This is a genomic window from Paenibacillus sp. J31R30 (genome assembly GCF_059692115.1).
Map to the genome: position 1 here is coordinate 1,260,108 of NZ_JCAUAV010000001.1, position 26,086 is coordinate 1,286,193.

31 protein-coding genes are annotated in these 26,086 nt (G+C 40.9%); all 31 read left to right on the forward strand.

Annotation, left to right across the window (positions count from 1 at the left end; translation table 11 throughout):
• Nucleotides 1-75: 75 nt before the first annotated feature.
• The 31 genes from flgG (at nucleotide 76) to AC58QO_RS05060 (ending at nucleotide 26,071) form a co-directional block, all read left to right on the forward strand.
• Entirely contained in the window at nucleotides 76-900 is an 825-nt protein-coding gene (flgG, locus tag AC58QO_RS04910) for a flagellar basal body rod protein FlgG (RefSeq protein WP_497264142.1), read from the forward strand.
• 62 nt (nucleotides 901-962) lie between these two features.
• Nucleotides 963-1,184 (forward strand): flagellar FlbD family protein, encoded by a 222-nt coding sequence (locus AC58QO_RS04915; protein ID WP_314804889.1) that lies wholly within the window; start codon nucleotides 963-965, stop codon nucleotides 1,182-1,184.
• Nucleotides 1,185-1,670, forward strand: coding sequence for a flagellar basal body-associated FliL family protein (locus tag AC58QO_RS04920; RefSeq protein ID WP_497264143.1), 486 nt, complete (start codon nucleotides 1,185-1,187; stop codon nucleotides 1,668-1,670).
• Between the two features lie 35 nt (nucleotides 1,671-1,705).
• Nucleotides 1,706-2,704, forward strand: coding sequence for a flagellar motor switch protein FliM (gene fliM, locus AC58QO_RS04925; RefSeq protein ID WP_057315694.1), 999 nt, complete (start codon nucleotides 1,706-1,708; stop codon nucleotides 2,702-2,704).
• The gene (fliY, locus tag AC58QO_RS04930) at nucleotides 2,697-3,962 is read left to right on the forward strand and encodes a flagellar motor switch phosphatase FliY (protein ID WP_497264393.1); all 1,266 of its coding nucleotides are present in this window, start codon (nucleotides 2,697-2,699) and stop codon (nucleotides 3,960-3,962) included. The genes fliM and fliY overlap by 8 nt, the downstream gene beginning before the upstream one ends.
• A gap of 24 nt (nucleotides 3,963-3,986) precedes the next feature.
• Nucleotides 3,987-4,349, forward strand: coding sequence for a response regulator (locus tag AC58QO_RS04935; RefSeq protein ID WP_028558282.1), 363 nt, complete (start codon nucleotides 3,987-3,989; stop codon nucleotides 4,347-4,349).
• Between the two features lie 48 nt (nucleotides 4,350-4,397).
• Nucleotides 4,398-5,030, forward strand: a complete 633-nt coding sequence (locus AC58QO_RS04940; RefSeq protein ID WP_497264144.1) for a flagellar biosynthetic protein FliO — start codon at nucleotides 4,398-4,400, stop codon at nucleotides 5,028-5,030.
• Nucleotides 5,027-5,800 (forward strand): flagellar type III secretion system pore protein FliP, encoded by a 774-nt coding sequence (gene fliP / locus AC58QO_RS04945; protein WP_497264145.1) that lies wholly within the window; start codon nucleotides 5,027-5,029, stop codon nucleotides 5,798-5,800. The genes AC58QO_RS04940 and fliP overlap by 4 nt, the downstream gene beginning before the upstream one ends.
• 26 nt (nucleotides 5,801-5,826) lie before the next feature.
• Entirely contained in the window at nucleotides 5,827-6,096 is a 270-nt protein-coding gene (gene fliQ / locus AC58QO_RS04950) for a flagellar biosynthesis protein FliQ (RefSeq protein WP_028558285.1), read from the forward strand.
• 12 nt (nucleotides 6,097-6,108) lie between these two features.
• Entirely contained in the window at nucleotides 6,109-6,909 is an 801-nt protein-coding gene (gene fliR, locus AC58QO_RS04955) for a flagellar biosynthetic protein FliR (protein WP_497264146.1), read from the forward strand.
• Nucleotides 6,910-6,919: 10 nt separating this feature from the next.
• The gene (flhB, locus tag AC58QO_RS04960; RefSeq protein WP_497264147.1) at nucleotides 6,920-8,014 is read left to right on the forward strand and encodes a flagellar biosynthesis protein FlhB; all 1,095 of its coding nucleotides are present in this window, start codon (nucleotides 6,920-6,922) and stop codon (nucleotides 8,012-8,014) included.
• Nucleotides 8,015-8,035: 21 nt separating this feature from the next.
• Nucleotides 8,036-10,069: a flagellar biosynthesis protein FlhA gene (gene flhA / locus AC58QO_RS04965; protein ID WP_497264148.1), complete on the forward strand. Its 2,034-nt coding sequence runs from the start codon at nucleotides 8,036-8,038 to the stop codon at nucleotides 10,067-10,069.
• Complete coding sequence (gene flhF / locus AC58QO_RS04970) at nucleotides 10,066-11,376, forward strand: flagellar biosynthesis GTPase FlhF (protein ID WP_497264149.1); 1,311 nt, start codon at nucleotides 10,066-10,068, stop codon at nucleotides 11,374-11,376. The genes flhA and flhF overlap by 4 nt, the downstream gene beginning before the upstream one ends.
• Entirely contained in the window at nucleotides 11,373-12,242 is an 870-nt protein-coding gene (locus AC58QO_RS04975; RefSeq protein ID WP_497264150.1) for a MinD/ParA family protein, read from the forward strand. Before flhF ends, AC58QO_RS04975 begins: the two co-directional genes overlap by 4 nt.
• A gap of 47 nt (nucleotides 12,243-12,289) precedes the next feature.
• Nucleotides 12,290-13,414 carry a protein-glutamate methylesterase/protein-glutamine glutaminase gene (locus tag AC58QO_RS04980; protein ID WP_497264151.1) on the forward strand — a complete coding sequence of 375 codons (1,125 nt, stop codon included), beginning with the start codon at nucleotides 12,290-12,292 and terminating at the stop codon, nucleotides 13,412-13,414.
• Nucleotides 13,415-13,456: 42 nt separating this feature from the next.
• Nucleotides 13,457-15,523 (forward strand): chemotaxis protein CheW, encoded by a 2,067-nt coding sequence (locus AC58QO_RS04985; protein WP_497264152.1) that lies wholly within the window; start codon nucleotides 13,457-13,459, stop codon nucleotides 15,521-15,523.
• A 28-nt stretch (nucleotides 15,524-15,551) separates the two neighbouring features.
• Entirely contained in the window at nucleotides 15,552-16,013 is a 462-nt protein-coding gene (locus AC58QO_RS04990) for a chemotaxis protein CheW (protein ID WP_497264153.1), read from the forward strand.
• A gap of 2 nt (nucleotides 16,014-16,015) precedes the next feature.
• Nucleotides 16,016-16,636 carry a chemotaxis protein CheC gene (locus tag AC58QO_RS04995; RefSeq protein ID WP_497264154.1) on the forward strand — a complete coding sequence of 207 codons (621 nt, stop codon included), beginning with the start codon at nucleotides 16,016-16,018 and terminating at the stop codon, nucleotides 16,634-16,636.
• Nucleotides 16,633-17,127, forward strand: coding sequence for a chemotaxis protein CheD (locus tag AC58QO_RS05000; RefSeq protein ID WP_497264155.1), 495 nt, complete (start codon nucleotides 16,633-16,635; stop codon nucleotides 17,125-17,127). Before AC58QO_RS04995 ends, AC58QO_RS05000 begins: the two co-directional genes overlap by 4 nt.
• Nucleotides 17,127-17,558: a hypothetical protein gene (locus AC58QO_RS05005; protein ID WP_497264156.1), complete on the forward strand. Its 432-nt coding sequence runs from the start codon at nucleotides 17,127-17,129 to the stop codon at nucleotides 17,556-17,558. Before AC58QO_RS05000 ends, AC58QO_RS05005 begins: the two co-directional genes overlap by 1 nt.
• Before the next feature lie 19 nt (nucleotides 17,559-17,577).
• Entirely contained in the window at nucleotides 17,578-18,366 is a 789-nt protein-coding gene (locus AC58QO_RS05010; RefSeq protein ID WP_497264157.1) for a FliA/WhiG family RNA polymerase sigma factor, read from the forward strand.
• A gap of 34 nt (nucleotides 18,367-18,400) precedes the next feature.
• The gene (locus tag AC58QO_RS05015; RefSeq protein ID WP_497264158.1) at nucleotides 18,401-19,810 is read left to right on the forward strand and encodes a flagellar assembly protein A; all 1,410 of its coding nucleotides are present in this window, start codon (nucleotides 18,401-18,403) and stop codon (nucleotides 19,808-19,810) included.
• 18 nt (nucleotides 19,811-19,828) lie between these two features.
• The gene (locus AC58QO_RS05020; protein ID WP_497264159.1) at nucleotides 19,829-20,149 is read left to right on the forward strand and encodes a hypothetical protein; all 321 of its coding nucleotides are present in this window, start codon (nucleotides 19,829-19,831) and stop codon (nucleotides 20,147-20,149) included.
• Nucleotides 20,150-20,180: 31 nt separating this feature from the next.
• A complete protein-coding gene (locus tag AC58QO_RS05025; protein ID WP_497264160.1) occupies nucleotides 20,181-20,759 on the forward strand; it encodes a hypothetical protein in 579 nt (192 codons plus the stop codon).
• Nucleotides 20,752-21,267: a hypothetical protein gene (locus AC58QO_RS05030; RefSeq protein ID WP_497264161.1), complete on the forward strand. Its 516-nt coding sequence runs from the start codon at nucleotides 20,752-20,754 to the stop codon at nucleotides 21,265-21,267. The genes AC58QO_RS05025 and AC58QO_RS05030 overlap by 8 nt, the downstream gene beginning before the upstream one ends.
• A 249-nt stretch (nucleotides 21,268-21,516) precedes the next feature.
• Nucleotides 21,517-22,215: a 30S ribosomal protein S2 gene (rpsB, locus tag AC58QO_RS05035; protein ID WP_056625008.1), complete on the forward strand. Its 699-nt coding sequence runs from the start codon at nucleotides 21,517-21,519 to the stop codon at nucleotides 22,213-22,215.
• A 117-nt stretch (nucleotides 22,216-22,332) separates the two neighbouring features.
• Nucleotides 22,333-22,983, forward strand: a complete 651-nt coding sequence (tsf, locus tag AC58QO_RS05040; RefSeq protein WP_497255608.1) for a translation elongation factor Ts — start codon at nucleotides 22,333-22,335, stop codon at nucleotides 22,981-22,983.
• A 90-nt stretch (nucleotides 22,984-23,073) separates the two neighbouring features.
• Nucleotides 23,074-23,799, forward strand: coding sequence for a UMP kinase (gene pyrH / locus AC58QO_RS05045; protein WP_310500292.1), 726 nt, complete (start codon nucleotides 23,074-23,076; stop codon nucleotides 23,797-23,799).
• 3 nt (nucleotides 23,800-23,802) lie between these two features.
• Nucleotides 23,803-24,357, forward strand: a complete 555-nt coding sequence (gene frr / locus AC58QO_RS05050) for a ribosome recycling factor (RefSeq protein ID WP_057315673.1) — start codon at nucleotides 23,803-23,805, stop codon at nucleotides 24,355-24,357.
• Between the two features lie 68 nt (nucleotides 24,358-24,425).
• Nucleotides 24,426-25,199 (forward strand): undecaprenyl pyrophosphate synthase, encoded by a 774-nt coding sequence (gene uppS, locus AC58QO_RS05055; protein WP_497264162.1) that lies wholly within the window; start codon nucleotides 24,426-24,428, stop codon nucleotides 25,197-25,199.
• 77 nt (nucleotides 25,200-25,276) lie between these two features.
• Nucleotides 25,277-26,071, forward strand: a complete 795-nt coding sequence (locus tag AC58QO_RS05060) for a phosphatidate cytidylyltransferase (RefSeq protein ID WP_497264163.1) — start codon at nucleotides 25,277-25,279, stop codon at nucleotides 26,069-26,071.
• Nucleotides 26,072-26,086 lie beyond the last annotated feature (15 nt).

The following is a 26,086-nucleotide window of genomic DNA, read 5'->3' on the forward strand; positions in this document are numbered from 1 at the left end:
GAAGCCTTGGAGTTGTGGAACGAATGAAGCAACTCAATTTTTTACTACTTACATCCGATTTAGGAGGCCAATTTCATGTTAAGATCTTTGTACTCAGGTGTTTCAGGTATGCGTGGCTTTCAAACGAAGTTAGATGTTATTGGTAATAATATTGCGAACGTTAATACGATCGGTTTTAAAGGTGGTCGTGTTATGTTTAAAGACATTCTTAGCCAGACTGTGTCTGGTGTGAGTGCTGCCGATGATAACCGCGGTGGTGTGAATGCACAGCAAGTTGGTTTAGGTGTTAGTATCGCTGCTATTGATACCGTTCACACGGCTGGTAGTGCGATGACGACGAATGTTGTAACCGATTTGCGCGTGAATGGTGATGGATTCTTCGCAGTTGGAACAGCTGAGCAATTGGATGCTCCATTTTTGACAAGAGCGGGTAACTTTACAGTAGATGCCAATCGAAATCTTGTTAATTCGGAAGGGCTTCATGTCATGGGCGCTGAGGGAGCAGGTCCAATCGTGATTCCAGAAGATATTGTTTCTTTCTCCATCGCTCAAAATGGTGACATCATTGGCGTTAATGCCGATGGTGAGACGATCAATACAGGACAAAAAGTTGGTATTGTGAAAGTTACGAACCCAGCGGGTCTTGAGAAAATCGGTGGAAATTTGTATCAAATGACCGCCAATGCTAATCCAGTGGGAGAAGGAATTGAAGTTGGCTTCGCTGGTGATCCAGAAGCAGGAACTGGTACCATTATCTCCGGCCAATTGGAAATGTCTAATGTAGACTTAACTGGAGAATTCACAGAAATGATTATCGCGCAACGTGGATTCCAAGCGAACTCCAGAATTATTACAACTTCAGATCAAATCCTTCAAGAGGTTGTAAATCTTAAGCAATAATAAGTAATTGAATGATAAGAAGGGGGGCTCAGCTCCCCTTACCCTGATTCAGGAGGAGAAAGATGATTTCTCTCACTCGTTTAAATGGTAAACCGCTTATCTTGAATGCAATTCTGATTGAGCTTATCGAAGAAACTCCGGATACGATGATTACGTTGACGACAGGCAAGAAAATCACAGTTCTCGAAAAGGCAGAGGTTGTGGTAAGCTTAGTTCGGACCTACATGCAAGACATTGGATCCGTACGAGCGACAATACAGTCCAGGGATACGGAGGGTTCGTAAGTGTTTAAGAACAAGATATTTATACTCATTGTTTCCATACTTATTGCAATCACACTCATACTCACTGCAGCGTTTGTGTTGTGGAATTTTATGGAGAAAAACAATCAATCCAAAGATCCTGCTGTACAGGCTCAGGATGCTGTAGCAAGCGTGAAACCGACGAAAGCGCCATCAGCTGAAACGGTTAAGGCAAACACATCGATCATTAAGGATATTTTAACAAATCTATCAGGTAGCCAGAATTTCATTAAAATCAGCTTCGCATTTGAAATGGAAAACTCAAAAGCAAAGGCTGAATTTGATAGTTTACTTGATTCTGCTGTAAAAGGAACGATTGTCCAGATTTTAGGGGATATGACGAAGGAACAAATCGAAGGAAGCAAAGGTTCAGATAGTTTAACTTCAACAATAATGAACAAACTAAACCCATTGCTGCACGAAGGTAAAATCAAACAAATATGGATAACTGATAAAGTACTGCAGTAACTCGACAATGATTTTGCTTAAAGGAGGTGACTCGAATGGTTGATGTTTTATCGCAAAATGAGATCGATGCCTTATTGGCTGCTTTGTCTTCTGGCGAAATGGATGCAGATGAGCTTAAGAAGGAGGATACTCAGAAGAAGGTAAGGGCTTATGATTTTAAGAGAGCAGTGCGTTTCTCTAAAGATCATATTCGTAGCTTAACCCGGATTCATGAAAATTTTGCGCGATTTTTGACGACTTATTTCTCAGCTCAGCTGCGTACGTTCGTTCAAATTAGTGTAGTCCAGGTTGAACAATTGCCTTATGATGAATTTATTCGTTCGATCCCGAAAATGACCATTTTGAACATCTTTGAAGCAGAGCCTTTAGAGGGTCGGATGGTGCTTGAGGTTCATCCCAATGTTGCTTTTGCCATGTTGGATCGACTACTTGGCGGAGCAGGTACAACGCCAACCAAAATTAATGCATTAACTGAGATTGAAACAATTGTTATGGAACGAATTTTCAGCAGAGCATTCGATAGCTTGCAGGAAGCATGGAAGACCGTAATCGATATACAACCTCGCTTAGAGGCGTTAGAAACGAATCCGCAGTTTATGCAAATTGTTTCTCCCAATGAAACGATTGCATTAATATCGTTGAGCACCAAAATCGGGGACACAACAGGAATGATCAACTTATGTATTCCTCATGTTGTTATTGAACCAATTATGCCTCGACTTTCTGTACATCACTGGTTTGTTTCCCAGAAGAAGACGAGAGCTCCTGAAGAAGTGGAAGCACTTCAATCCCGCTTGGAGAAAACCAAGTTACCTCTCATTGCAGAGTTGGGTTCGTCTGAAATTTCAATCCGAGATTTCTTAGGATTAACTATAGGCGATGTAATCCCGCTGCATAAATCCGTCGAAGATTCGCTTCAAGTCAAAGTGGGCGAGAAGCTGAAATATCTCGGAAGCCCTGGTACCGTAAAAGGGAAGATGGCTGTACAAATTACAGAAATCGTGAATGAAGGAGAAGAAGAATATGATGAATAACAGAGATTATTTGTCGCAGGAAGAGATCGATGCTTTATTGAGACAATCATCTGAAGAAAGCTCTGTGTCTTCTTTTCATGGGCCTCCGCAAGTTGAAGATTTTTTATCCCCGCTCGAACAGGATGCATTAGGGGAAATTGGCAATATTACGTTCGGAAGCGCGGCGACAGCGTTATCGACACTGTTAGGCAAGAAAGTTGATATTACGACTCCTAAGGTGTCCGTGATTGGCAAAGAAGAATTGGAAGAACAGTTTCCAAGACCTCATGTTGCTGTTCATGTTAATTATGTTGATGGCTTTGATGGCATTAACTTGCTAGTCATTCAAACGCGGGATGCACAAGTAATCGCTGATCTTATGATGGGTGGTGACGGTACTGGCGGTGATGAAAATCTAAGCGAAATACATATCAGCGCGGTGCAAGAAGCGATGAATCAGATGATGGGTTCATCCGCAACATCCATGTCTACCATATTTAATCGATTTGTCAATATCTCTCCACCAGGAATCGACATATTAAATTTGTCGAAAGGAGAAGGAAAACTGCCTGACGAGGACGTATTTATAAAGATATCGTTCCGACTTGCCATTGGCGATCTTATTGATTCCAACATCATGCAGTTATTGCCTGTTCCTTTCGCCAAAGAAATGGTATCGATTCTTATGGGTGGTGGTGATACTGAATCAGCAATGGAAGCTGCACCGGCTGCGCAAGCACCACCAGTAGCTGCTGCGCCAGTGCAAGAAACTCCTAAACCGCAGCCAACACCAGTGTATGAGCAGCCTGTATACCAACAACCGATGTATGAACAGCCGATGTATCAACAGCCTCCGATGGGGCAGCCGATGTATCCGCCACAACAACCGATGTATCCACCGCAGCAGCCGATGTATCAGCAACCTCCAGCTGCGTTTGGTGGCATGCCTAATCGTAATGTGAATGTTCAGCCTGTACAGTTTGGTAATTTGCAATCAGGTGCATATGCGCAAGCGGATGATACGAATCTGAATTTACTTCTCGATATACCTCTTAAGGTAACCGTAGAGTTGGGCAGAACAAACAAGGTGATCAAAGACATCTTAGAGCTGTCTCAGGGTTCAATCATTGAATTAGACAAGCTTGCTGGTGAACCAGTAGACATATTGGTGAATAATAAGTTGATTGCCAAAGGTGAAGTTGTAGTCATCGATGAGAATTTTGGGGTTCGTGTAACTGACATTGTTAATCAATGGGAACGAATTCAAAAATTACAATAATTTAATTTTAGGGGGATATTTTCAATGGCTAACCGTATTCTAATTGTGGATGATGCAGCTTTTATGAGAATGATGATTCGTGATATTTTATCTAAAAATGGGTATGAAGTATGTGGCGAGGCGAATGATGGAGCGCAAGCTATCGAAAAATATAAAGAGTTAAAGCCCGATCTCATTACTATGGATATCACAATGCCTGAAATGGATGGGATTCAAGCTCTTAAAGAAATCAAGAAGATTGAACCAAACGCGAAAGTTATTATGTGTTCTGCAATGGGACAACAAGCCATGGTTATTGATGCGATTCAAGCTGGGGCGAAAGACTTCATCGTTAAACCATTCCAAGCTGACCGCGTTATCGAAGCTATCAAAAAGACTCTAGGTTAAACCGTTCGAATTCGGTTGAGTCTTACATAAACCGAAAGGGTTGTTCTTATGAAAAGACGTCAATCGAATAAAGCCTACTTATATCTCGTTAGTTTGATCGCTTTGTTATTTACAAGCCATGCTGTATATGCTGAAACTGAACCGAATCAAGAGATTCCAATCTCAGACTATCCGGGTTCAATGGGCTCATCAGACTCATTGTTTATGGTTGCGAAGGTTATTTTAGTCCTTATATTCATTATTATTCTCTTTTATGTATTGATGAGGTATGTGGCGAAGAAAAATAAAGGTACATTGTTTGGGAACTCGATTCGATCTTTAGGTGGAGTTCCCCTTGGACAAAACAAATCGATTCAGATTGTAGAAATTGGGCATTCGCTCTTCGTAGTTGGCGTTGGTGAGAACATTCAATTATTGGATAAAATCATTGACGCCGATGAAGTAGCCTATATCACAGAACTTCTAAACTCGTCTCAAGATGATCGAATGGGGTTCAGTACAATTCGCAAATGGTTCAATAAGCTTCCTCTCAAAAAGAATGACGTGGAAGAGGAAGTAGAACTGACAACTTCTTTTCAACAAGTGTTCCATGATAAATTACGGCGAGTAACGGATCGCAATAAGAATGTAGAAGAATGGTTGTCTGATCAAAAACAAACAGATCGGTTGAATGAAGAATGAAAAGAAATAAACTAGTTGGTGTACTGCTGCTTGTCGTGATATCCATTTTCCTATTATCTTTAACTGCTTCTGCAGCCGAAACGGATGTTACGAATCCGATTCCAGGTTTGAATGTCAATATCGGTACGAGTACGGCAACAGGGGGATCATCGAATACAGTAACTCTCCTTTTATTGCTTACTGTGTTAAGTTTAGCTCCTTCGTTTCTAATTTTAATGACAAGCTTCACAAGAATTGTTATTGTGCTTGGTTTTGTTCGAACGTCATTAGGAACACAACAAATGCCACCTAACCAGGTTCTAATCGGACTCGCTCTGTTTTTAACCTTTTTTATTATGTCTCCAACTTTAGGGGAAGTTAATCAAACAGCACTTCAGCCATATTTGAAGGGTGAAATCAACCAAACGCAGGCCTTTCAGACTGCGTCACTACCCATGAAGAAGTTTATGTTTAAGCACACGCGCCAGAAGGATTTGAAGCTGTTTCTTGACTATTCCAAAGCTAAAGCGCCTACTGGAGTTGAAGACATACCAATTACTTCATTAGTGCCTGCCTATGCGATCAGTGAATTAAAATCAGCATTTCAAATGGGATTCATGATATTTATTCCGTTTTTGGTAATAGATATGGTTGTATCCAGTACGTTGATGGCTATGGGAATGATGATGCTCCCGCCCGTAATGATTTCACTCCCATTTAAAATCCTTCTTTTTATTCTTGTAGATGGTTGGTATCTTGTGGTGAGATCGTTACTCTTAAGCTACGGTTAATGACCAAGATATCGGAGGGAATCTAGATGGGTTCGGAATTTGTAATACGAATTGCTGGCGAAGCTGTTTACACCGTTCTTAAAGCTAGTGCGCCAATGCTTCTTATAGGGTTAATCGTTGGTCTTGCCATAAGTATTTTTCAAGCAACCACTCAGATTCAAGAGCAAACATTAGCCTTTGTTCCGAAAATTGTTGCTGTTCTGCTTTCCATCCTCATTTTCGGTTCGTGGATTATGAATACTTTGGTTGATTTTACCTTTAATCTACTCAACAATCTTTACAAATTCGTTGGTTAGGTAGTGAGTGAAATGCCAATATTTATTCAAGCGATCCCTATCTTTCTGCTTATTTTTTGTCGAATTACATCATTTTTTGTCGTGGTTCCTATACTTTCTTCCAGAAATATTCCCATGATGTTCAAGGTGGGACTTTCCGTTTTTATTTCTTTAATCATTTTCGCTACGATGGGCATGGAGAAGTCCATAGCGATTGATGGCGTTTACGTTCTTTTGATTATTCGTGAAATGCTAATCGGTGTATTATTAGGATTTCTCGCATATTTATTTTTCACAGTTGTTCAAACAGCTGGTTCATTTATGGATATGCAAATTGGATTTAGTATGGCGAGTGTCATTGATCCCTTAACTGGTGCTTCAACGCCGATGCTAGGAAATCTGAAATATATGATTGCTGTTTTGTTATTTCTGTCTTTTGACGGACATCATTACTTGCTTAGGGCAATTATTGAAAGTTACAAATGGGTGCCGATCGATAACGATTTATTTAGCCGCATTTATGACGGACAAATATCAGATTTTTTATTTCGTTCGCTTTCCAAAATGTTTTATCTGTCCTTCCAACTGGCAGCACCGATCGTAGCAGCGTTATTTTTAACAGATTTAGGTTTAGGCCTTTTGACAAGGGTTGCACCGCAATTCAATATTTTTGTAATAGGTGCCCCGCTTAAAATGATTCTTGGTTTTTTTCTACTTGTTATCGTATTCCCAGAGTTAATCTCACAATTCCAACAATTATTCGGTATCATTTTTGAGTACATGGAGAAAATGCTTCAATTGATTGCTGGAGCACCACAGACTTCACCTAAGTAGGAGGATTACCGTGTCCCAACAACTTCGTATACAGCTAGATTTACAATGGTTTGCTGGGGAGAAGACGGAGCCTGCTACAGCGAAGAAAAGACAGGATGCCAGGAAAAAGGGTCAAGTTGCAAAAAGTATGGACTTGCCCGCGGCTTCCATTTTACTTTTTTCGTTCGTAGCTTTTCTAATGTTTGGTTCCTTCATGAAAGGTAAGCTCATTCATATCTTTCGTAATGTATACGAAAATCAACTGGGAATGGACATTACAATAGGGAATGTGCAAGTGTTATTCATGGATTTAACTCAACAAGGGTTAATTATTATGGCGCCAATCTTTCTTTTGGTCGTCCTCATCGCCTTTATCGCCAATTACGCACAAATTGGTTTTATGTTTATCGGTGAACCGTTAATGATGAAGTTTGACAAGATTAATCCAATTGCTGGTTTCAAGAAAATCTTTTCCATGCGAACAGTGATGGACTTTTTAAAGTCAACTATGAAAATGTTGATTATCGGTTATGCCGTATATACGACTTTAATTGCGCAGAAGGACAGACTTCTTGGGTTAGGACACGCCCCCTTAGAGAATACATTTTCGTTTATTGCTTCGGTTACATTGAACTTAGGGATTAAAATAGGTGCAATTTTAATTGTTTTAGCCATTTTTGATTACATTTATCAAAAGTATGAACACGAGAAAAGCCTTAAGATGTCCAAACAGGATATCAAAGATGAGTATAAGAAAAGCGAAGGCGATCCTCTTATTAAAGGGAAGATCCGTGCCAAACAACGCCAAATGGCCATGCAACGTATGATGCAGGAAGTTCCTAAGGCCGATGTCATCATTACAAACCCAACTCACTTTGCAGTTGCACTTAAATATGATTCGAAAAATATGCAGGCTCCTACTGTAATAGCAAAAGGGGCAGACTATGTAGCCTTAAAAATTAAAGAAGTCGCCAAACAAAATGGCGTTATGACCATGGAAAATAAGCCGCTTGCTCGAGCGATTTTTGCGCAGGTGGAAATTGGTGAAGCGATACCAGCGGACCTATTCCAGGCTGTGGCAGAAGTACTAGCGTATGTATATAAAATGAAGGGTAAGACGAATTAACGTAGAGGGAGGTGCAATCTGATGAAAATCAAAGATTTATTAGTTCTAGTCGGTATTATTGGCATCGTGTTGATGATGATTGTACCTATTCCTATCCCTTTGCTGGACTTTTTACTAATTATTAATATTTCGATAGCCTTAATGATTATCTTGGTTGCAATGAATACGCAAGAAGCACTCCAATTTTCAATTTTTCCTTCCTTGCTACTGATTACCACGCTCTTTCGATTAGCTTTAAACGTATCGACAACTCGTAATATTTTAGCGCATGCTGAAGCAGGCGACGTGGTCAGAACTTTTGGTTCATTCGTAGCGCAAGGCAATATCGTTGTGGGATTCGTCGTGTTTCTCATCCTTGTCTTGGTTCAGTTTATTGTTATTACCAAAGGTTCTGAGCGCGTTGCCGAAGTTGCAGCTAGATTTACTTTGGACGCGATGCCAGGTAAGCAAATGAGTATTGACGCTGATTTGAATGCGGGTTTGATCAATGAGATTCAAGCAAGAGAACGAAGACAAAAGATTGAACGTGAAGCTGATTTCTATGGTGCCATGGATGGTGCCAGTAAGTTTGTAAAAGGTGATGCGATTGCCGGGATTATCATCCTAGTTATCAATTTAATCGGCGGATTTATTATTGGGATGACAATGAAAGGGATGGATTTTCAAGAGGCATTACAAACCTTCTCGATCCTAACAATCGGTGATGGTTTGGTAAGCCAAATCCCTGCACTACTAATTTCAACTGCAGCCGGTATCATCGTAACTCGAGCTTCGTCTGAAGGTAATTTAGGTAATGATATAACAAAACAATTAACGGCTCAACCTAAGTTGTTATACATCGTTGCAGGAACGTTAGTTGTTTTAGGCACGTTTACACCGATCCACTGGTTTACAACTTATCCGATCGCTGGTCTTTTAGTATATGCTGCTTTTAAAATGCAAAAGAATTTGGACCGCGAAGCGATTAAAGAAGAGCAATTGGTTGAAGAGAAACAGATTGAAGAAGTACGAAGCCCTGAAAGTGTTATTTCCTTACTACAAGTGGACCCGATTGAATTCGAATTTGGTTATGGGCTTATCCCTCTAGCGGATACACAGCAAGGCGGCGATTTATTAGATCGTATTATTTTGATCAGACGTCAATGTGCTTTGGAGCTCGGTGTTGTAGTGCCCGTCATACGTATCCGAGACAATATCCAATTAAGACCGAATGAGTATATCATTAAAATTAAAGGCAATACAGTTGCGCGCGGCGAACTACTCCTTAATCATTATCTGGCAATGAGTCCTGGATTTGATGATGATTCAATATCAGGAATTGAGACAACAGAACCTGCTTTCGGGTTACCAGCTATTTGGATCGATGAAATGAACAAAGAGCGAGCAGAGCTATCTGGTTATACTGTTGTAGATCCACCATCTGTTGTCGCGACGCATTTAACTGAAATTATTAAGAAACATATTCATGAGCTGCTGGGTCGTCAAGAAACAAAGGCGCTTATCGAAAATGTAAGGGAATCGTATCCTGCGCTTGTTGATGATTTAATCCCTTCCGTATTAGCTGTTGGAGATATTCAGAAAGTTCTATCCAAACTTCTACGCGAAAAAATATCTGTTCGTGACCTGGTCACAATTTTAGAAACATTAGCTGATTATGGCACTTATACGAAGGATCCTGAGATCTTAACAGAGTACGTGAGACAGTCATTATCTCGACAAATCACACAGCAATTTACTTCTCAAGGTGATTCGCTGAAAGTAATTACAGTAGGCCCGTCAGTAGAGAAGAAAATTGCAGATTCCGTGCAACAATCAGATCAAGGAAGCTATCTGGCGCTGGATCCTTCATCTTCACAAATTATTTATCATCGTGTAACTGAACAAGTAACTAAATTAATTCAATCCGGGCAACAACCCGTCATATTAACATCACCAACGATTCGGATGTATGTTAGACAGCTATTAGAGAGAACGCTTCAAGATATCCCCGTCCTATCATACAGTGAATTAGAGCCTAGCGTTGAAATCCAAAGCATGGGGGTAGTCAATTTATGAGAGTAAAAAGATATGTTGTTGATTCCATGCCTGACGCTTTGCAAAAAATTCGTTCGGATCTTGGCAAGGATGCTGTGATCCTGAATACAAAGGAAATTCGCACAGGCGGTTTTCTTGGCATGTTTGGGAAGAAAAAGATTGAAGTCATTGCAGCGATTGATGGTGCAAATTCAAAACCAGCTCCAACACCGCAACGGGTATCCGCGCAACTGGCGCCTCAGCCCAAAATTAGCAGCCCGGTTACTCAGCTTAAGAATAACAATCACCAATCTGACTTTCCTGATGTGCCTGATGTAATCTTACCTGCGGCAAGGAAGAGCGAGCCGGTTGCGTCAACTACTGTTCCATCATCTGAAAAGATCATCATGAATTCGGCACAGCATCAAGCTTATGCACCTTCATCTGTTCAAACATCAACTAAGTCTTCAGTTAAAGATGACCAATTAATGGAAGAACTCAAACAAATGAAAGAAATGATGAAGAAGCTTACACAAGTGACTGATGAGGGGAAGCTTCCTGAAGCTTTGCAAAAGCTGGAACAGCGACTATACGACCAAGAAGTAAATCCTACACTCGTTCGTCAAATCATGGATGAGGTCATGGCGGATTTTCAACTTGCGGATGAACCCGTTACCGAGGAGTCAGCTCACCAACTTGTTCGTTCAAAGCTTGGTCAAATTTTTCAAACGGATCATAGTAAACATATTTCTACACAAACTCGTGTAGTTCATTTTGTTGGTCCAACCGGAGTTGGTAAAACGACAACGATTGCCAAGCTAGCTGCGGAGCAAGTATTGAAATATCACCGTAAAGTTGGTTTTATTACCTCGGACACCTATCGAATTGCTGCAATTGAGCAGTTAAAAACGTATGCCACTATTTTAAATGTACCGCTCGAAGTCGTGTTTTCTCCGCAAGATTTGACGAAAGCATTTCAGAATTTAGCAGAATGCGACATCATTTTCATGGATACAGCTGGGCGTAATTTCAGGAACGAAATGTATGTGTCAGAATTGAACTCATTGTTGAAGACCCAAGGAAACAGTGAAACAATTCTCGTACTAAGCTTAACGACCAAATATCGTGATTTACGGGCGATAACGAATAACTTTAGCAAATTCAAGCTGGATAAAGTACTCTTTACCAAAATGGATGAAACAGATTCTTATGGCGCCATTTTGAATGTTGTTCATGAGTTTTCTCTCAAACTTTCATATGTGACAACTGGGCAGAGTGTCCCCGATGATATTGCGGAAATGAACGAGTGGCAAATCATTGATTTGTTATTGGAGGAGCCTAGAACATGAAGGATCAAGCAGAAGGGTTACGGAATCTGGTTCAGACGCAGGGTGATAAAGGCACAAGAACAACCAGGATCATTACCGTGACCAGTGGAAAAGGTGGGGTAGGTAAATCCAATTTTACGCTAAACTTCGCTTTATCACTGCAGGCTCTCGGTTATAAGGTACTTGTCTTTGATGCAGATATTGGGCTAGCGAACATTGACGTTTTAATGGGCGTATCGTCGACCTACAGTCTTTATCATCTGTTAAAGAAGGACAAAACGATCTGGGAAATCATCCAAAAGGGATCCAATGATTTAGAGTTTATCGCTGGTGGTTCTGGTTTTAATGACTTACTACGATTAAGCGAAGAAGAGTTAGATTATTTTGCGGAACAAGTAATGCAACTTAACGGATATGTGGATTTTATCATTTTCGATACAGGAGCAGGCTTATCCAAGGAGACGTTAAAGTTCATTCTCGCAGCTGAAGAGGCGATTGTCGTTACAACCCCTGAACCAACATCGATTACTGATGCTTATGCGATTATCAAGATGGTGAATTCAATGGGTCACGATGTATCCTTTAAACTAGTTATTAATCGCGTAACAGATGCAAGAGAAGGAAAGCAGACGGCTGACAAAATATCGTTAGTAGCCAAACAATTCTTGGATATTCATATCCCAACCTTAGGGTTTGTTGATGATGATCCGGTTGTTTCGAAAGCAGTGAAGAGGCAAATTCCTTTCTCTATCGCATTTCCATATTCCACAGCAACGAAGAGCATCAAAACGCTTACGGATAATTATATAAAAGGATATCGAGTTATTGAAACACCTTCTACAGGTGTCAAGAGCTTTTTAAATAAAATGTTGAAGCTTTTGAAATAGGATTTTTGAAAATTGTGTCGAATAAGCAGATAGAGGAGGGAAGCAGCTTGGCAATATATAACATTCTTGTCGTAGATGACTCCGTCTTTATGCGAAAAATAGTTAGTGATTTAATTTCTGAAAATCAACAATTCAAGGTTGTTGGCACTGCCAAAAATGGCCAAGAAGCAGTTGAACTAGTTAAGCTGCTTCGACCAGATGCTGTTACGATGGATATCGAAATGCCTGTCATGAATGGATTGGATGCGCTTAAACACATCATGGATGAGCAACCAACCCCTGTCATCATGCTTAGCTCTCTAACTCAGGAGGGAGCTGCTGAGACGATTAGAGCGTTGGAGTTGGGAGCAGTAGACTTTATTCGAAAGCCTTCGGGTTCCATCTCTCTGGATCTGTTTAAAGTTAAACTATTACTGCATGAGAAACTGCTAATGGCAGTTCGTTCGAAAATGAATGTAATTCAACCTTCCCGCGTTCCAACACCAATGCCGAAAGTTAATCCATTATCATTACGATCAAAGATGATGAAAGAAACACTGAAACACTCTGACGCGAATGTTCCGGTTACCCAAGCTACTACAAATTTTAATCATGTAGTTGCGATTGGTACATCTACCGGTGGTCCACGAGCTTTACATCAGGTTATTTCCAATATTCCTGCAGGTTTTCCAGCACCAATCTTAATTGTGCAGCATATGCCACCCAATTTTACCAAATCACTAGCCCAGCGTTTGAATGATATTTCTCAAATTAGGGTTGTTGAAGCGGCGGATGGCGAAGTCCTTCAAACAGCTACAGCATATGTGGCTCCTGGAGGATGGCATATGGTTATCTACAAAGATCCGAACCGTACGTACAAAATTCGACTAACCAAAGATGAACCTGTTTCTGGTCATCGGCCATCTGTTGATGTGATGTTTGACTCCTTACTGGGCATGAATGAATTGAAGCGACATGTCGTTTTGATGACTGGAATGGGAAGTGATGGAGCCAAAGGAATGCTTTCTCTTAGGCAATCAGGTGCAACTACAACTATTGCCGAGGCGGAAGAAACCTGTGTCGTATATGGGATGCCAAGAGCCGCTGTAGAAAACCAAGCTGCGATGCATGTTTTACCCCAACAGGATATTGCAGTTCGATTATCTAGGTGTGTCGTGAACGAAGTGAACTGAAGCAAACTTAGGACTGGATGATTCTATTGGAGGTGTGTGGTAGTGGAACTTAGTCAATATCTGTCGATGTTTATCGATGAATCAAAAGAGCACTTGCAATCATTGAATGAAAATCTTCTTAATTTAGAAAGTAATCCTAAAGACATAAGTATTGTACATAATATTTTTCGTTCAGCTCATACGTTAAAAGGGATGTCCGCGACGATGGGATTTGAAGACATCGCTGCACTTACCCATGATATGGAAAATGTGCTTGACCTTGTACGTAATAGTAAAATTGAGATGGACTCCTACATATTCGATTGTATATTCAAAAGTTTGGATTCCTTAGAATCCATGGTAGAAGATATTATTCAAGGCGGTACAGGTAAAGCTGACGTTAGTCCGATTGTCACATCACTGAGATCCATCGTGACAGGTGACTATAAAAAGACACAGGCCCCTACCTCTGCTATTGCTATAACTGAACCAGCTAAAGGCATTGAAGTCGATGAGTTTCAGTACTCCATTCTTCAGCAATCAATCGATTCAGGATTTCTTGTTTTCTATATCGAAGTCAGTGTCAATGAAAACTGTGTGTTGAAAGCTGCACGTGCTTACATGGTGTTCGATGCCATGGAACGAATGGGCGAGATCATTAAGTCTACGCCTTCTGTCCAAGAAATTGAGCAAGAGAAATTTGACCGTTCGTTCTCACTATACTTTATTTCAAAAGTAGATCAAGCAACATTGGAGAAAGAGATTTTAAATGTTTCGGAGATTGCATCAGCTGTTATTATTACCGTAGATACAGAATCTCTTGCAGAATTATCACGACCAAATACAGAGATTGAAACAGCACGCAAAGAAGTTGCAGCGGCTGTTGCGGCACCTGTGATGACTCCTGATGTAGAAGTATCCAAAGCTGCCGATGCAGTAGTCTCTGCGGCTAAACCAGCTGCAGGCGGAGCACCAGTTGCGAGTCGCACCATTCGTGTAGATATTGAGCGTTTAGACACGCTTATGAATTTATTCAGCGAGCTATTGATTGATCGCGTTCGGTTAGAGCAATTAGCAAGTGAAGTGAAACGCAATGATTTGACGGAAACCGTTGAACACATGTCGCGTGTTAGCAGCGATCTGCAAAATATCGTTTTGAAGCTTCGCATGGTTCCAGTAGATTCGGTATTCAATAGATTCCCTCGGATGATCAGAGACTTAGCGAAATCCTTGGACAAGAAAGTAGATCTTGTGATCACAGGCGCTGATACGGAGTTAGACCGTACGGTAATTGATGAAATCGGTGATCCGCTAGTCCATTTATTACGAAATGCGGTTGATCACGGAATTGAGTCGATCAGTGAGCGTGTGGCAGTAGGCAAACCAGAGCAAGGAACAATTCAGCTTCGTGCTTTCCACAGTGGAAACCATGTCTTTATTGAGATTGAGGAAGATGGCAAAGGTATCTACCGTGAGAAGGTTTTGAAAACTGCTTTGAAGAATGGACTTGTGACGGCCGAGCAAGCTGCAAAATTAACAGATCACGAAGTTTACAACTTGCTATTTGCTTCAGGTTTTAGTACGGCTGAGAAGATTTCTGACATTTCAGGTCGCGGAGTTGGATTAGACGTAGTTAAGACGAAGATTCAAATGTTAGGTGGACATGTACAAGTTGATTCGAAACCTGGCTTCGGAAGTAAATTTTCTGTACAGTTACCGCTGACTCTCTCAATTATTTCTGCAATGCTAGTGCGTCTGGGTAGTGAGAAATATGCGATTCCTTTGTCTTCAATTGTTGAAACATCTGCTATTCAGAAGTCTCAGATCCGTAACATCCAAGGAACGAAAATGATTGATTATCGGAAAACAGTCATCCCGTTAGTTTCTGTTAGTACCCTATTCCAGGTTCCTGATTTCAATGAGGATTTGGAAGAAGAAACAGAAATCGTTGTCGTTCGCAAAGGCGATAAACAAGTAGCGCTCATGGTGGATGAATTTATTGGTCAGCAAGAAATCGTGTTAAAAACGTTAGGCAAATACTTAACAGGCATTTTCGCAATTTCAGGAGCCACCATTCTCGGGGATGGACAAGTTGCTTTGATCATTGACCCGAACGCATTGATTAAATAAAACCATATTCATTAAGGAGGATTTCAAAATGGGAGAAGAAAAAAAAGTAATTGTCTTCGCACTTGGATCGGAAGAGTATGGTGTTGAGGTAGAAAAGGTTAGAACGATTGAAAGAATGCAGCCAATGACACGTGTGCCAAAAGCGCCGGAATTTATTAAAGGTGTTATTAATTTGCGTGGTGTTGTTATTCCAATTATTGATCTACGTGCTAGATTTGGTCTTGAAGAAGTAACAAGCACAGATGCGACTCGTATTATTATTGTTTCTGCTGCTGATTTTGAAGTAGGTCTGATTGTTGATTCTGCTAATGATGTTATTGATGTCGATACGGATAATATTAATACTCCGCCTGAAGTTGTTGGTGGCATTAAAGCCAAGTACTTGGACGGTATTGCGCGTGTCGGCGACAATCGATTGTTGGTACTGCTTAACCTAGAGCAAGTCTTGAATCGTAGTGAAATTCAGCAACTTGAAAGATTCGAGGAATAGCTGTGGACGTTTTTAGTCAATTAGAGGATTTTCAATTAGATGTACTAAAAGAAGTAGGGAACATTGGCGCGGGGCATGCTGCAACTGCGCTTTCTACCTTACTGGACAAGCCAATTGATATGCTTGTGCCAAAAGTAAGAATGCTGCCTTTCGAAGAAATTTGCGAAAGTGTTGGCGGTGCTGAGACAGTGGTCTTGGCCATCTTCTTGCGGGTAGATGGGGATGCGCCAGGGAATATGTTTTTCATCCTTGACTTGGATGCAGCCAAAAATATGCTTCGTGATTTGGTTGGTTTATCACTTCCTGATCAAGAAGAATATTCAGAGCTTGAATTATCTGCACTGAATGAAATTGGCAATATACTTGCCGGGTCTTATTTATCCTCACTCGCTGATTTCACGAATTTAAATATGCAGCCGACGGTTCCAGCGCTAGCGATCGACATGGCTGGTGCAATTTTAAGCTATGGTTTATTGCAATTTGGTCAGATGGGAGATCAGGCTCTCCTCATCGATACTAAATTTTTGGAAGGGGAGAACGAGGTGCAAGGTCACTTTTTCCTAATCCCTGATCCGGAATCGTTTGGTAAAATCTTTTCGGCATTAGGGGTAGTCTCTCCATGACGCAAGAAAACTTAATTAAAGTAGGTATGGCTGACTTAAATGTTGCTCATCAAGTCGGTGTATTGAAGACAACAGGATTGGGCTCATGTGTAGGGGTTACGCTCTACGATAGCCGGTCAAAAGTAGCTGGAATGGCACATGTCATGCTGCCTTCATCTGAAATAGCTCGTGAAGGCTCTTTGAACATAGCCAAGTATGCAGATACGGCGATTCCTGAACTTATTTCCAGAATGGAAAAGCTAGGAGCAAGTATTAGCAGATTAGAAGCTAAGCTTGCTGGCGGTGCTCAAATGTTTGCATTTGCAGGAAATAATGATACGATGAGAATCGGACCGAGGAATGTAGAATCTTGTAAGGAAATGTTGAATCGTTACAAGATTCCAATTCTAGCTGAGGATACAGGAGCTAATTATGGTCGTACGATTGAATTTTATAGTGCGACAGGAATCTTACTGATCCGTAGTGTTCAATTGGGAGTAAAGGAAATTTAATGATGATTGGAACTATACGAATAAATCTCATCGTTGCTCTATTAGCAGGTATCTTCACATTTGCATTGTCAATTGGTAATAATTTATTCTTATCATCCTGCATCAAAAGTGGATACAGCTTTCTCATTATTTTCGTAATCACATTTGGTTTTAGATGGGTATTAGGATTATTAATTGGACCTGTTACTTCATTAGAGGATTCACCACAAGAGAATTCCTCATCCGCGGTTGGTCAGAACCTAGATTTGAGCACGCCCGATGAGGATGAAGTAACGCGGGAAATGATGAAAACGAACCATACGTATAATACGAAAGATGCACATTCAAACGAAATGCAATTTTCACCATTGAATCCACCTAAGCTAGTCACCAAGAATAATTTGGACCCTGAACAACTGGCGGGTGCCTTGAGGCGAATGTCTGAAGATTAAGGATGGTGAATCTTAAATCATGATTGATCAAAAGCAAGTTCAACTTGCGAATATTGATTTGTGGAAACAATGGAAGGAACAGGGCATAATTGCAGCTAGACAAACACTAATCGAGAACTATTTGCCATTAGTGGAGTATGTCTCAGGTAGATTAGCTATTGGACTCCCCAAAAGTGTTTCTAAAGACGACTTATCGAGCTTTGGGGTCATGGGATTAATTGATGCCATCGAGAAGTTTGATTATGCACGTGGCTTACAATTTGAAACTTATGCTTCATGGAGAATTCGCGGCGCCATTATTGATGGCTTACGCCAAGGGGATTGGGTACCAAGATCCGTGAGGGAAAAAGCCAAAAAGGTAGAAGAAGCCTATCAAAAGCTGGAACAGCAACATCTTCGATCTGTGACGGATATAGAGATCAGTTCTTATCTGCAAATCAGTGAGCAGGATTTTCAGCATATGCTACAAGATATTTCTATAACAACGATATGTTCGATTGATGATCCAATTCGAGAAGAAGAATCAGAAACAAGACTTTCACTTATTGTAGATGAGAAAGCCAAAAATCCAGAAGCGCAAGTGAATGAATTTTATCTCAAAGAATCGTTAGCGAAAGCGATAGACCGATTGACTGAAAAAGAGCGAACGGTTGTTTCCTTATTTTATTTCGAAGAATTATCCTTAAGTGAAATTGCAGAAGTCATGTGTTTATCTCCATCACGCATTTCACAGCTTCATTCCAAAGCGATCTTACGACTAAAAGGTGTACTCGGACGCTTTAAAAATCAACTTTTTCAAGATAATTAAACTTATTCTGAAAGTATGGAAAGGTGGTATGTCCGTGAGTGAGGGGAACATGCCTTTGGATTACTTCATTAGTATTACTGTGTCAGATGACAAATTATCTGCTCATTTACTGATTAGTAATACAGATGATACGTTTAAAGTCTCAATTGGGCAATTAATGGATTTGGTCCAAAAAAACCGGATTATTCATGGTGTAAATCAAGTTGTTCTTGCAGAAATAGCAGCAAACCCAAGATCTTTTTCTCTGAAAAAGACAGTAATTGCGACGGGAACTAAATCGGTAGAAGGTCAAAATGGGTATATCAAATTATCTTTTGACTTTGATGATAATGAAAAAAAACCTTTGGAGCTGGAAGACGGCCGGGTCAATTATAAAGAAGTCGTATCACTTCATAACGTTAGAAAAGGGCAATTAATCGGCCAACGATTTTTAGCTACAGCTGGTACTCCAGGTCGTGCAGTTACTGGTGAGACGCTTTTTACAAAAGCAGGCAAGGAAGCTAGATTCAAATTAGGTAAAAATGTCGTTACGGATGCTGAGCAAATGGGGCTATATGCTACCATTGATGGCATGGTGGTTCGAACGGATCGAGACAAAATCAATGTATTCCCCGTTTATGAGATAAATGGAGATGTTGATTATAATGTAGGGAATATTGATTTTATCGGAACGGTTGTCATTAGAGGCAATGTTCTCCCAGGTTTCAAAATTAAAGCAGCTGGTGACATTCGTGTAACAGGCGGCGTAGAAGCCGCGGAGCTTGAGGCTGAGGGTTCGATTGAAATATCTGCTGGTATTGTAGGACAGAACAAAGCTTTCATAAAAGCAGGTAAAAATGTGAAGAGCTCCTTTATTCAAGATGCAACGATTGAGGCTGCAAGTGAACTTACCGTTTCACAAAGTATCATGCACTCTACAGTAAGAGCAGGTAAAAATGTCAATTGTGTAGGGGCAAAAGGACTAATCGTAGGTGGGACTATTCAAGCTGGAGAACGTGTTACGGCTAGAACCATTGGAAATTCGATGTCAACGACAACGGTTATTGAAGTAGGCGTGCTGCCTGAGCTGCGTAATGAAATGATTCAACTTCGTAATCATCTAAAGTCACTGATAGAGAATATGGAGAAGTCGAGTAAAGCGCTTTCTTTATTAGATCAATTGGCTGCCACGGGTCAGTTAAGTCCTGATAAGCTCGCTATGCGTATTAAACTCAATAATACCAAGAAACAAAATATAGACGAACAAGTCTCGATTAAGGAACGTATTCTGGAAATCGAGAAATCTCTGGAAGATTCGGAGAATGCCAAGGTTCAAGTTGTTTCTACGATCTATGGTGGAACGAAAATTGTTATTGGCCGTTACACGAAATTCATCAAAGATCCAACGAACCGTATGACCTTCCGGTTAAGTGACGGCGATATTATTATGAGTGCAAACGTGTAAGTGAGGAGGAAGTAAACGATGAGTTTCAAAGCCATCGATTTACAATTCGCTGTACACAAGAACGATGAGGCGGGTATTAAGCAAAATCAGTTGATGCAGAAACCGCGGCAGGATGGCATCATTTTAGAAAATCAAGCCACTCAATCAACGGAGCGAGATCGGGGACGGACTAGCAAACTCGAAGAGAGTGGGCGTGCAGATATCTTAGATCGTCGTGAACAGAAGAAATCGCAATTAGGGAAAAGTAAGACTATAGGGCCAGGAGAGAGTGCTTCAACGGACACTGAACACCAGCCGGAACATCCCTATAAAGGTCATCATATCGACTTATCTCTCTAACTTGCTATAGAAAAAGGTGAACCACATGGTTATGCAGCCGGTGTTATACGTCATCCTGCTTGGTCTTGTATTGATAGTCTATGCAAGATTTATACCGAAGGATCTAACGACGGCTTCATCCGCTAAAGCTACAGTTGTGCAAGAAATCGAAGATACGATTGAACACTTCGCAGCTGAAATGGATGAACAAAATCAAGCGATGCTTGATCTATTTTCAAAAACTAAGCAAGATTATGAAGTGGAGCTCGCCAAGTTAGCTGGACGTTTGGAGACCTTGGAGAGACAAAAGCATGAGCTTTCAAAAGAACTCACGACCATTCATGTCAACCAGCATCCAACCACCCCCTTAAGCGAGATAGCTAGTGCTTTGCATTTGCAGAATCAACAAGCAATTCTTACGTCTACACTTGTAGATCCGATTGTTCCTGAACCAGTAGTAGAGGAGCCGGTCTATGTAGGCTTAAGTATGAAAAGCAGATATACCGAATTATTTGCGTTGCACGATCAAGGGAAAAGTGTCGAGGCTATTGCCAAAAAGCTCAGTATGAATAAAGGCGAGGTCAGTTTGATCCTTCAGCTTTCAAGACAGGAGGAACGGACGCGTGTTTAAAAATAGAGCTTTAGTTTTGGGTATTGGTATAGGAATAATTGTGGGTGCAATCCTACTACAAGTGATGCTTATTCGACCTACTACTCCGACTCCATCAGGTATATCGTTAGAAGAAATGGATCCACAGAAGCTAAAAGTAGAAGCATCAAAGTACTATCAGGTTTTAGAGAAAAATGTAAAGGTATATACACAAGCGGAATTAGATGCTGCCGTCCAGAAGAAGCTTAAAGAGGAAGCAGATAAGTTAACAGCGACTAAGCCACAAGATCAACCAAAAGCGACTTCGCCAGCGGCGCCAACAAAGATCGTTATTTATGTGCAGCCAAACCTTGATGCAACGACTGTTGCGGAACTCCTTGTTAATTCAGGAGTGATTACAGATCGGAAAGCATTCGTTACTGAGCTTGACAAACAGGGTGGTAACACCAAAATTCAAGTTGGCTATCATGAGTTTGTTGGTAATATGGATGTGCAAACCATTGTAGCGAATTTGATTAAAAATCAATAGTTCGTCGACCAAAAGGATCTTCTTTACAGAGATCTTTTTTTGTTTCCATATACATAAACAATCCAATTCATGGGCAGAATGACATTCAGGATAAAAGGTTGCGCCTTGTTTTCAGTTGTGGTATATTTATTCACGGTGTTAAAAACTCACGCCCGTCAATTTGCATAATGGTGCTTACTTCGGTAGGTTTTATGCAAAGATGCGAGGGGCGGCGGATACCAAATAAACCACTTAGAGGAGGGATTGGGGATGGCAGTTATCTCCATGAAACAGCTTTTAGAAGCTGGCGTACATTTCGGTCACCAAACACGTCGTTGGAACCCGAAAATGGACAAGTATATCTTTACTGAAAGAAACGGTATTTACATCATCGATCTTCAAAAAACGGTTAAAAAAGTTGAAGAAGCTTACAACTTTGTTAAATCCGTATCTGAAGACAATGGTACAATTCTTTTCGTAGGAACTAAAAAACAAGCCCAAGATTCCGTTGCTGAAGAAGCAGAACGTTGTGGCATGTACTTCATCAACCAACGTTGGTTGGGTGGTACATTGACTAACTTCCAAACGATTCAAAAACGTATCGATCGCTTGAAAACTCTTGAAAGATGGGAAGAGGACGGCACTTTCGAAGTTCTTCCGAAGAAAGAAGTTATCATTCTTCGCAAAGAGAAAGAGCGTCTTGAGAAATTCCTAGGCGGAATCAAGAACATGAAAGGTTTGCCAAGTGCACTATTCATTATCGATCCTCGTAAAGAGCGTATTGCTGTAGCAGAAGCTCGTAAATTGGGTATTCCAATCGTTGGTATCGTAGATACAAACTGCGATCCAGACGAAATCGATTACGTGATTCCAGGTAACGATGATGCAATCCGCGCAGTTAAATTGTTAACAGCGAAAATTGCTGATGCAGTTATCGAAGCACACCAAGGCGAGCAAACAACAGCTTAAATTATAGTAATGTGAAAAGGGTGGTTGGAAGGTGTAACAGCCTGTCACCACCCTTTTTTTAGAGAATACACTGGTGTTACATATAGACAATAACAATTTAACAGGAGGTTTCTTACAATGGCAGTTACAGCAGCACAAGTAAAAGAATTACGTGAAAAAACAGGTGCAGGTATGTTAGATTGCAAGAAAGCACTTGAAGAAGCAAACGGCGATATCACCAAAGCTGGTGAGATTCTTCGTGAGAAAGGTCTTTCTGCAGCAGCTAATAAAGCTGGACGTATTGCTACTGAAGGCGCTGTTGAATCTTACATCCACGCTGGCGGTAAAGTGGGCGTTCTTGTAGAAATCAACTGTGAAACTGACTTCGTTGGTAAAACAGAGCAATTCAGAACGTTCTGTAAAGATATTGCTATGCACATTGCAGCAGCAAACCCAACTTACGTTCGTCGTGAAGAAGTACCAACAGAAGCTTTGGAAAAAGAAAAAGAAATTCTTCGTAACCAAGCTTTGAATGAAGGCAAACCAGAGAAAATCATCGACAAAATGGTTGAAGGCCGTATTGGTAAATACTACGAAGAGTTCTGCTTGATGGAGCAACAATTCGTTAAAGATCCAGACAAAACAATCGACCAATTGTTGAATGAGAAAATCGCTGCTATCGGCGAGAACATCTCGATCCGTCGTTTCGTTCGTTTCGGTCTTGGTGAAGGTCTTGAGAAAAAACAAGAGAACTTTGCGGAAGAAGTTATGTCCCAAGTTAAACTATAATAGGTATTCAAAAAGATGGAACACTTGGTGTTCCTTCTTTTTTAGCCCTTAAAGACATGGAGTTATGCATGGAAACGGAGGTCATACAAGTTGGGTCAACCTTTTTATAAAAGAATAGTGCTTAAATTGAGCGGCGAAGCTTTAGCAGGACAGCAGGGTTATGGCATTGATTCAGAAGTAATCACCTCCATTGCTCAACAAGTCAAAGACGTTGTAGAATTAAACGTTGAGGTTGCTATCGTTGTTGGCGGCGGGAATATTTGGCGCGGAATCGCAGGTAGTGAGAAAGGAATGGATCGTGCAACAGCGGATTACATGGGGATGCTTGCAACTGTCATGAATTCACTGGCTTTGCAGGATGCGTTGGAAAACATTGAGGTACCCACAAGAGTCCAGTCCTCCATTACTATGCAACAAGTTGCTGAACCTTACATACGCAGGAGAGCTATGCGCCATCTTGAAAAGGGTAGAGTTGTTATTTTTGCCGCGGGAACGGGTAACCCTTACTTCTCCACGGATACAACAGCTGCCTTAAGAGCTGCAGAGATTGAAGCTGAAGTCATTCTTATGGCCAAGAATAAAGTGGATGGCGTCTATTCAGCTGATCCATTCAAAGATCCAACAGCGAAGAAATTCGAAACGTTAACCTATATGGAAGTTATTAGTAACAACCTTGGTGTCATGGACTCCACCGCTTCTTCCCTTTGTATGGATAACAACATTCCGTTGGTTGTGTTTAACATCACGGAAAAAGGGAATATCAAACGAGTGGTCCTTGGCGATAAAATTGGGACTACAGTTAAAGGGAGTGTATAAACCATGCCGCAATCAGTGAAGAAGAACGCAGAAGATCGGATGGACAAAGCGATTGGAGCGCTTAGAAGAGATTTAACTTCCCTTCGTGCGGGACGTGCTACGCCATCATTATTGGATCGCATTCAAGTGGAATACTATGGTGCGATGACGCCTGTTAATCAACTAGCTAATTTGACTACACCAGATTCACGTACACTTCTCATTCAGCCATGGGATAAAAGCTCAATGTCTTCGATCGAGAAGGCAATTATGAAGTCTGACCTAGGTTTAACACCATCGAATGACGGTATCGTTATTCGTATTGTTATTCCTGCTTTAACAGAAGAACGTCGTAATGACTTGGTAAAAATGACGAAGAAGTTTGGCGAAGAAGCCAAAATTGCTATTCGTAACATTCGCCGTGACGCGAACGACGAAATTAAAAAGCTTGAGAAAGCAGGTATTTCTGAAGATGAATCTCGTAAGCATCAAGAGGATATTCAGAAATTTACTGATAAATTCGTAGCTGAAGTTGAGAAAGTTTTGGCTGCTAAAGAAAAAGAAATCATGGAAGTATAAGATAGATATGCCCCCGGGTATTCATTCGCTGGGGGTTTTTCATCTTTCCCTAGTTGGGAGGAACGAATGTGCTCAAGCTATTTAAGAAATGGTTAAAACAAACGCGTAAGCCTGTAACTGCGGCAGCTCTTGAGATAGAGTTGGACAAAGTGCCGGCACATGTTGCAATTATTATGGATGGTAATGGTCGATGGGCCAAACAGCGTGGTTTGCCTCGCGTTGCTGGTCATCATTCGGGTATGAAAAATGTAAAGAAAATTACGATGGCAGCCAATGACATTGGTGTCAAAGTATTGACGATGTATGCGTTCTCCACGGAAAATTGGAAGCGACCGAAAGATGAAGTAGAGTTTCTGATGAAGCTGCCACAAGAATTTTTCCCATTGGAAATAGAAGAGTTAATTCAGAATAATGTGCGTATTCGGATGACCGGCTGGAAGGAAGGTTTACCTGACTATACGTTGAAAGCGATAGAAGGTGCGATCGAGCGGACGAAGGATAACACGGGTCTCATTTTGAATTTTGCTTTAAATTATGGCGGACGTAAGGAAATCATGGCAGGTGTTCAGGATATGATGAAAGACCTGCAAAGCGGAAACTTGAAGCCGGATGAATTGGACGAAGAACTCTTTTCTTCCTACATGTTAACGTCGGATTTACCAGACCCAGATTTGTTAATTAGAACGAGTGGGGAATTGCGTTTAAGTAATTTTTTGTTGTGGCAATTAGCTTATTCGGAATTATGGTTCACTGATGCCTATTGGCCAGAATTCACAGAGGACTTATTTATGCAAGCCATTGCTGAATATCAGCGCCGCGGGAGAAGATACGGTGGTATTTAACATCTGATTGTGTAATCGTTTTGTCACTAAAAAAGGATGACTTAGAGATAAACGTTGTTCATCTAGGGGGATTCAACTTGAAACAAAGGATCATCACAGGCGTTATTGCCGGTCTTGCATTTATTACACTTCTAGTGCTCGGCGATTTGTGGTATGCAGGATTAATTGTACTGGTTTCGATTATTGGATATCGCGAGTATCTACAAATGAATGGGTATATGCCGTATAAACTTACTGCTGTTGTGGGGCTCTTAGCACTGCTATGTTTAACGATCCCATGGGGTTTGTTAGGCATTACCTTTACATTTTCGTTTACCGCAGTTCTATGGTTTGCCATGTTTTTACTCCTCTTTATCACGGTTGCCTCCAAAAACAAAATTACGATTGATCAAGTATCTGTGATTTTACTTGGTGTCGTTTACATTGGATTTGGTTTTAACTATATGATTGAGGCGCGATTGGCGGAAAATGGCTTATTTTGGACGATTATGGTATTCGTTTGTATTTGGGCATCAGATGCTGGTGCGTATTTTGTCGGTTCCAAGATTGGTAAGCACCCTCTGTGGCCTCAAATTAGCCCTAAGAAGTCTATTGAAGGTGCACTTGGCGGTGTCGTCATCGCGATGATTTTGGCAGTAGGGTTCGCCTGGTACTCGCCTGATCTTCTGAGTGTTGGGAAAGCTCTTTTGCTAGGATTTGTCATTGCGGTTGTAGGACAAGTTGGTGATTTAATTCAATCTGCTTATAAGCGGGTTAAAGGAATTAAAGACACGGGAACTCTACTGCCAGGACATGGTGGTGTACTTGACCGGATGGATAGCTGGCTAATCGTATTTCCTTTTATTTATCTGCTCAACTTGATTCCTAACTAATTCTTATGAGCGGGG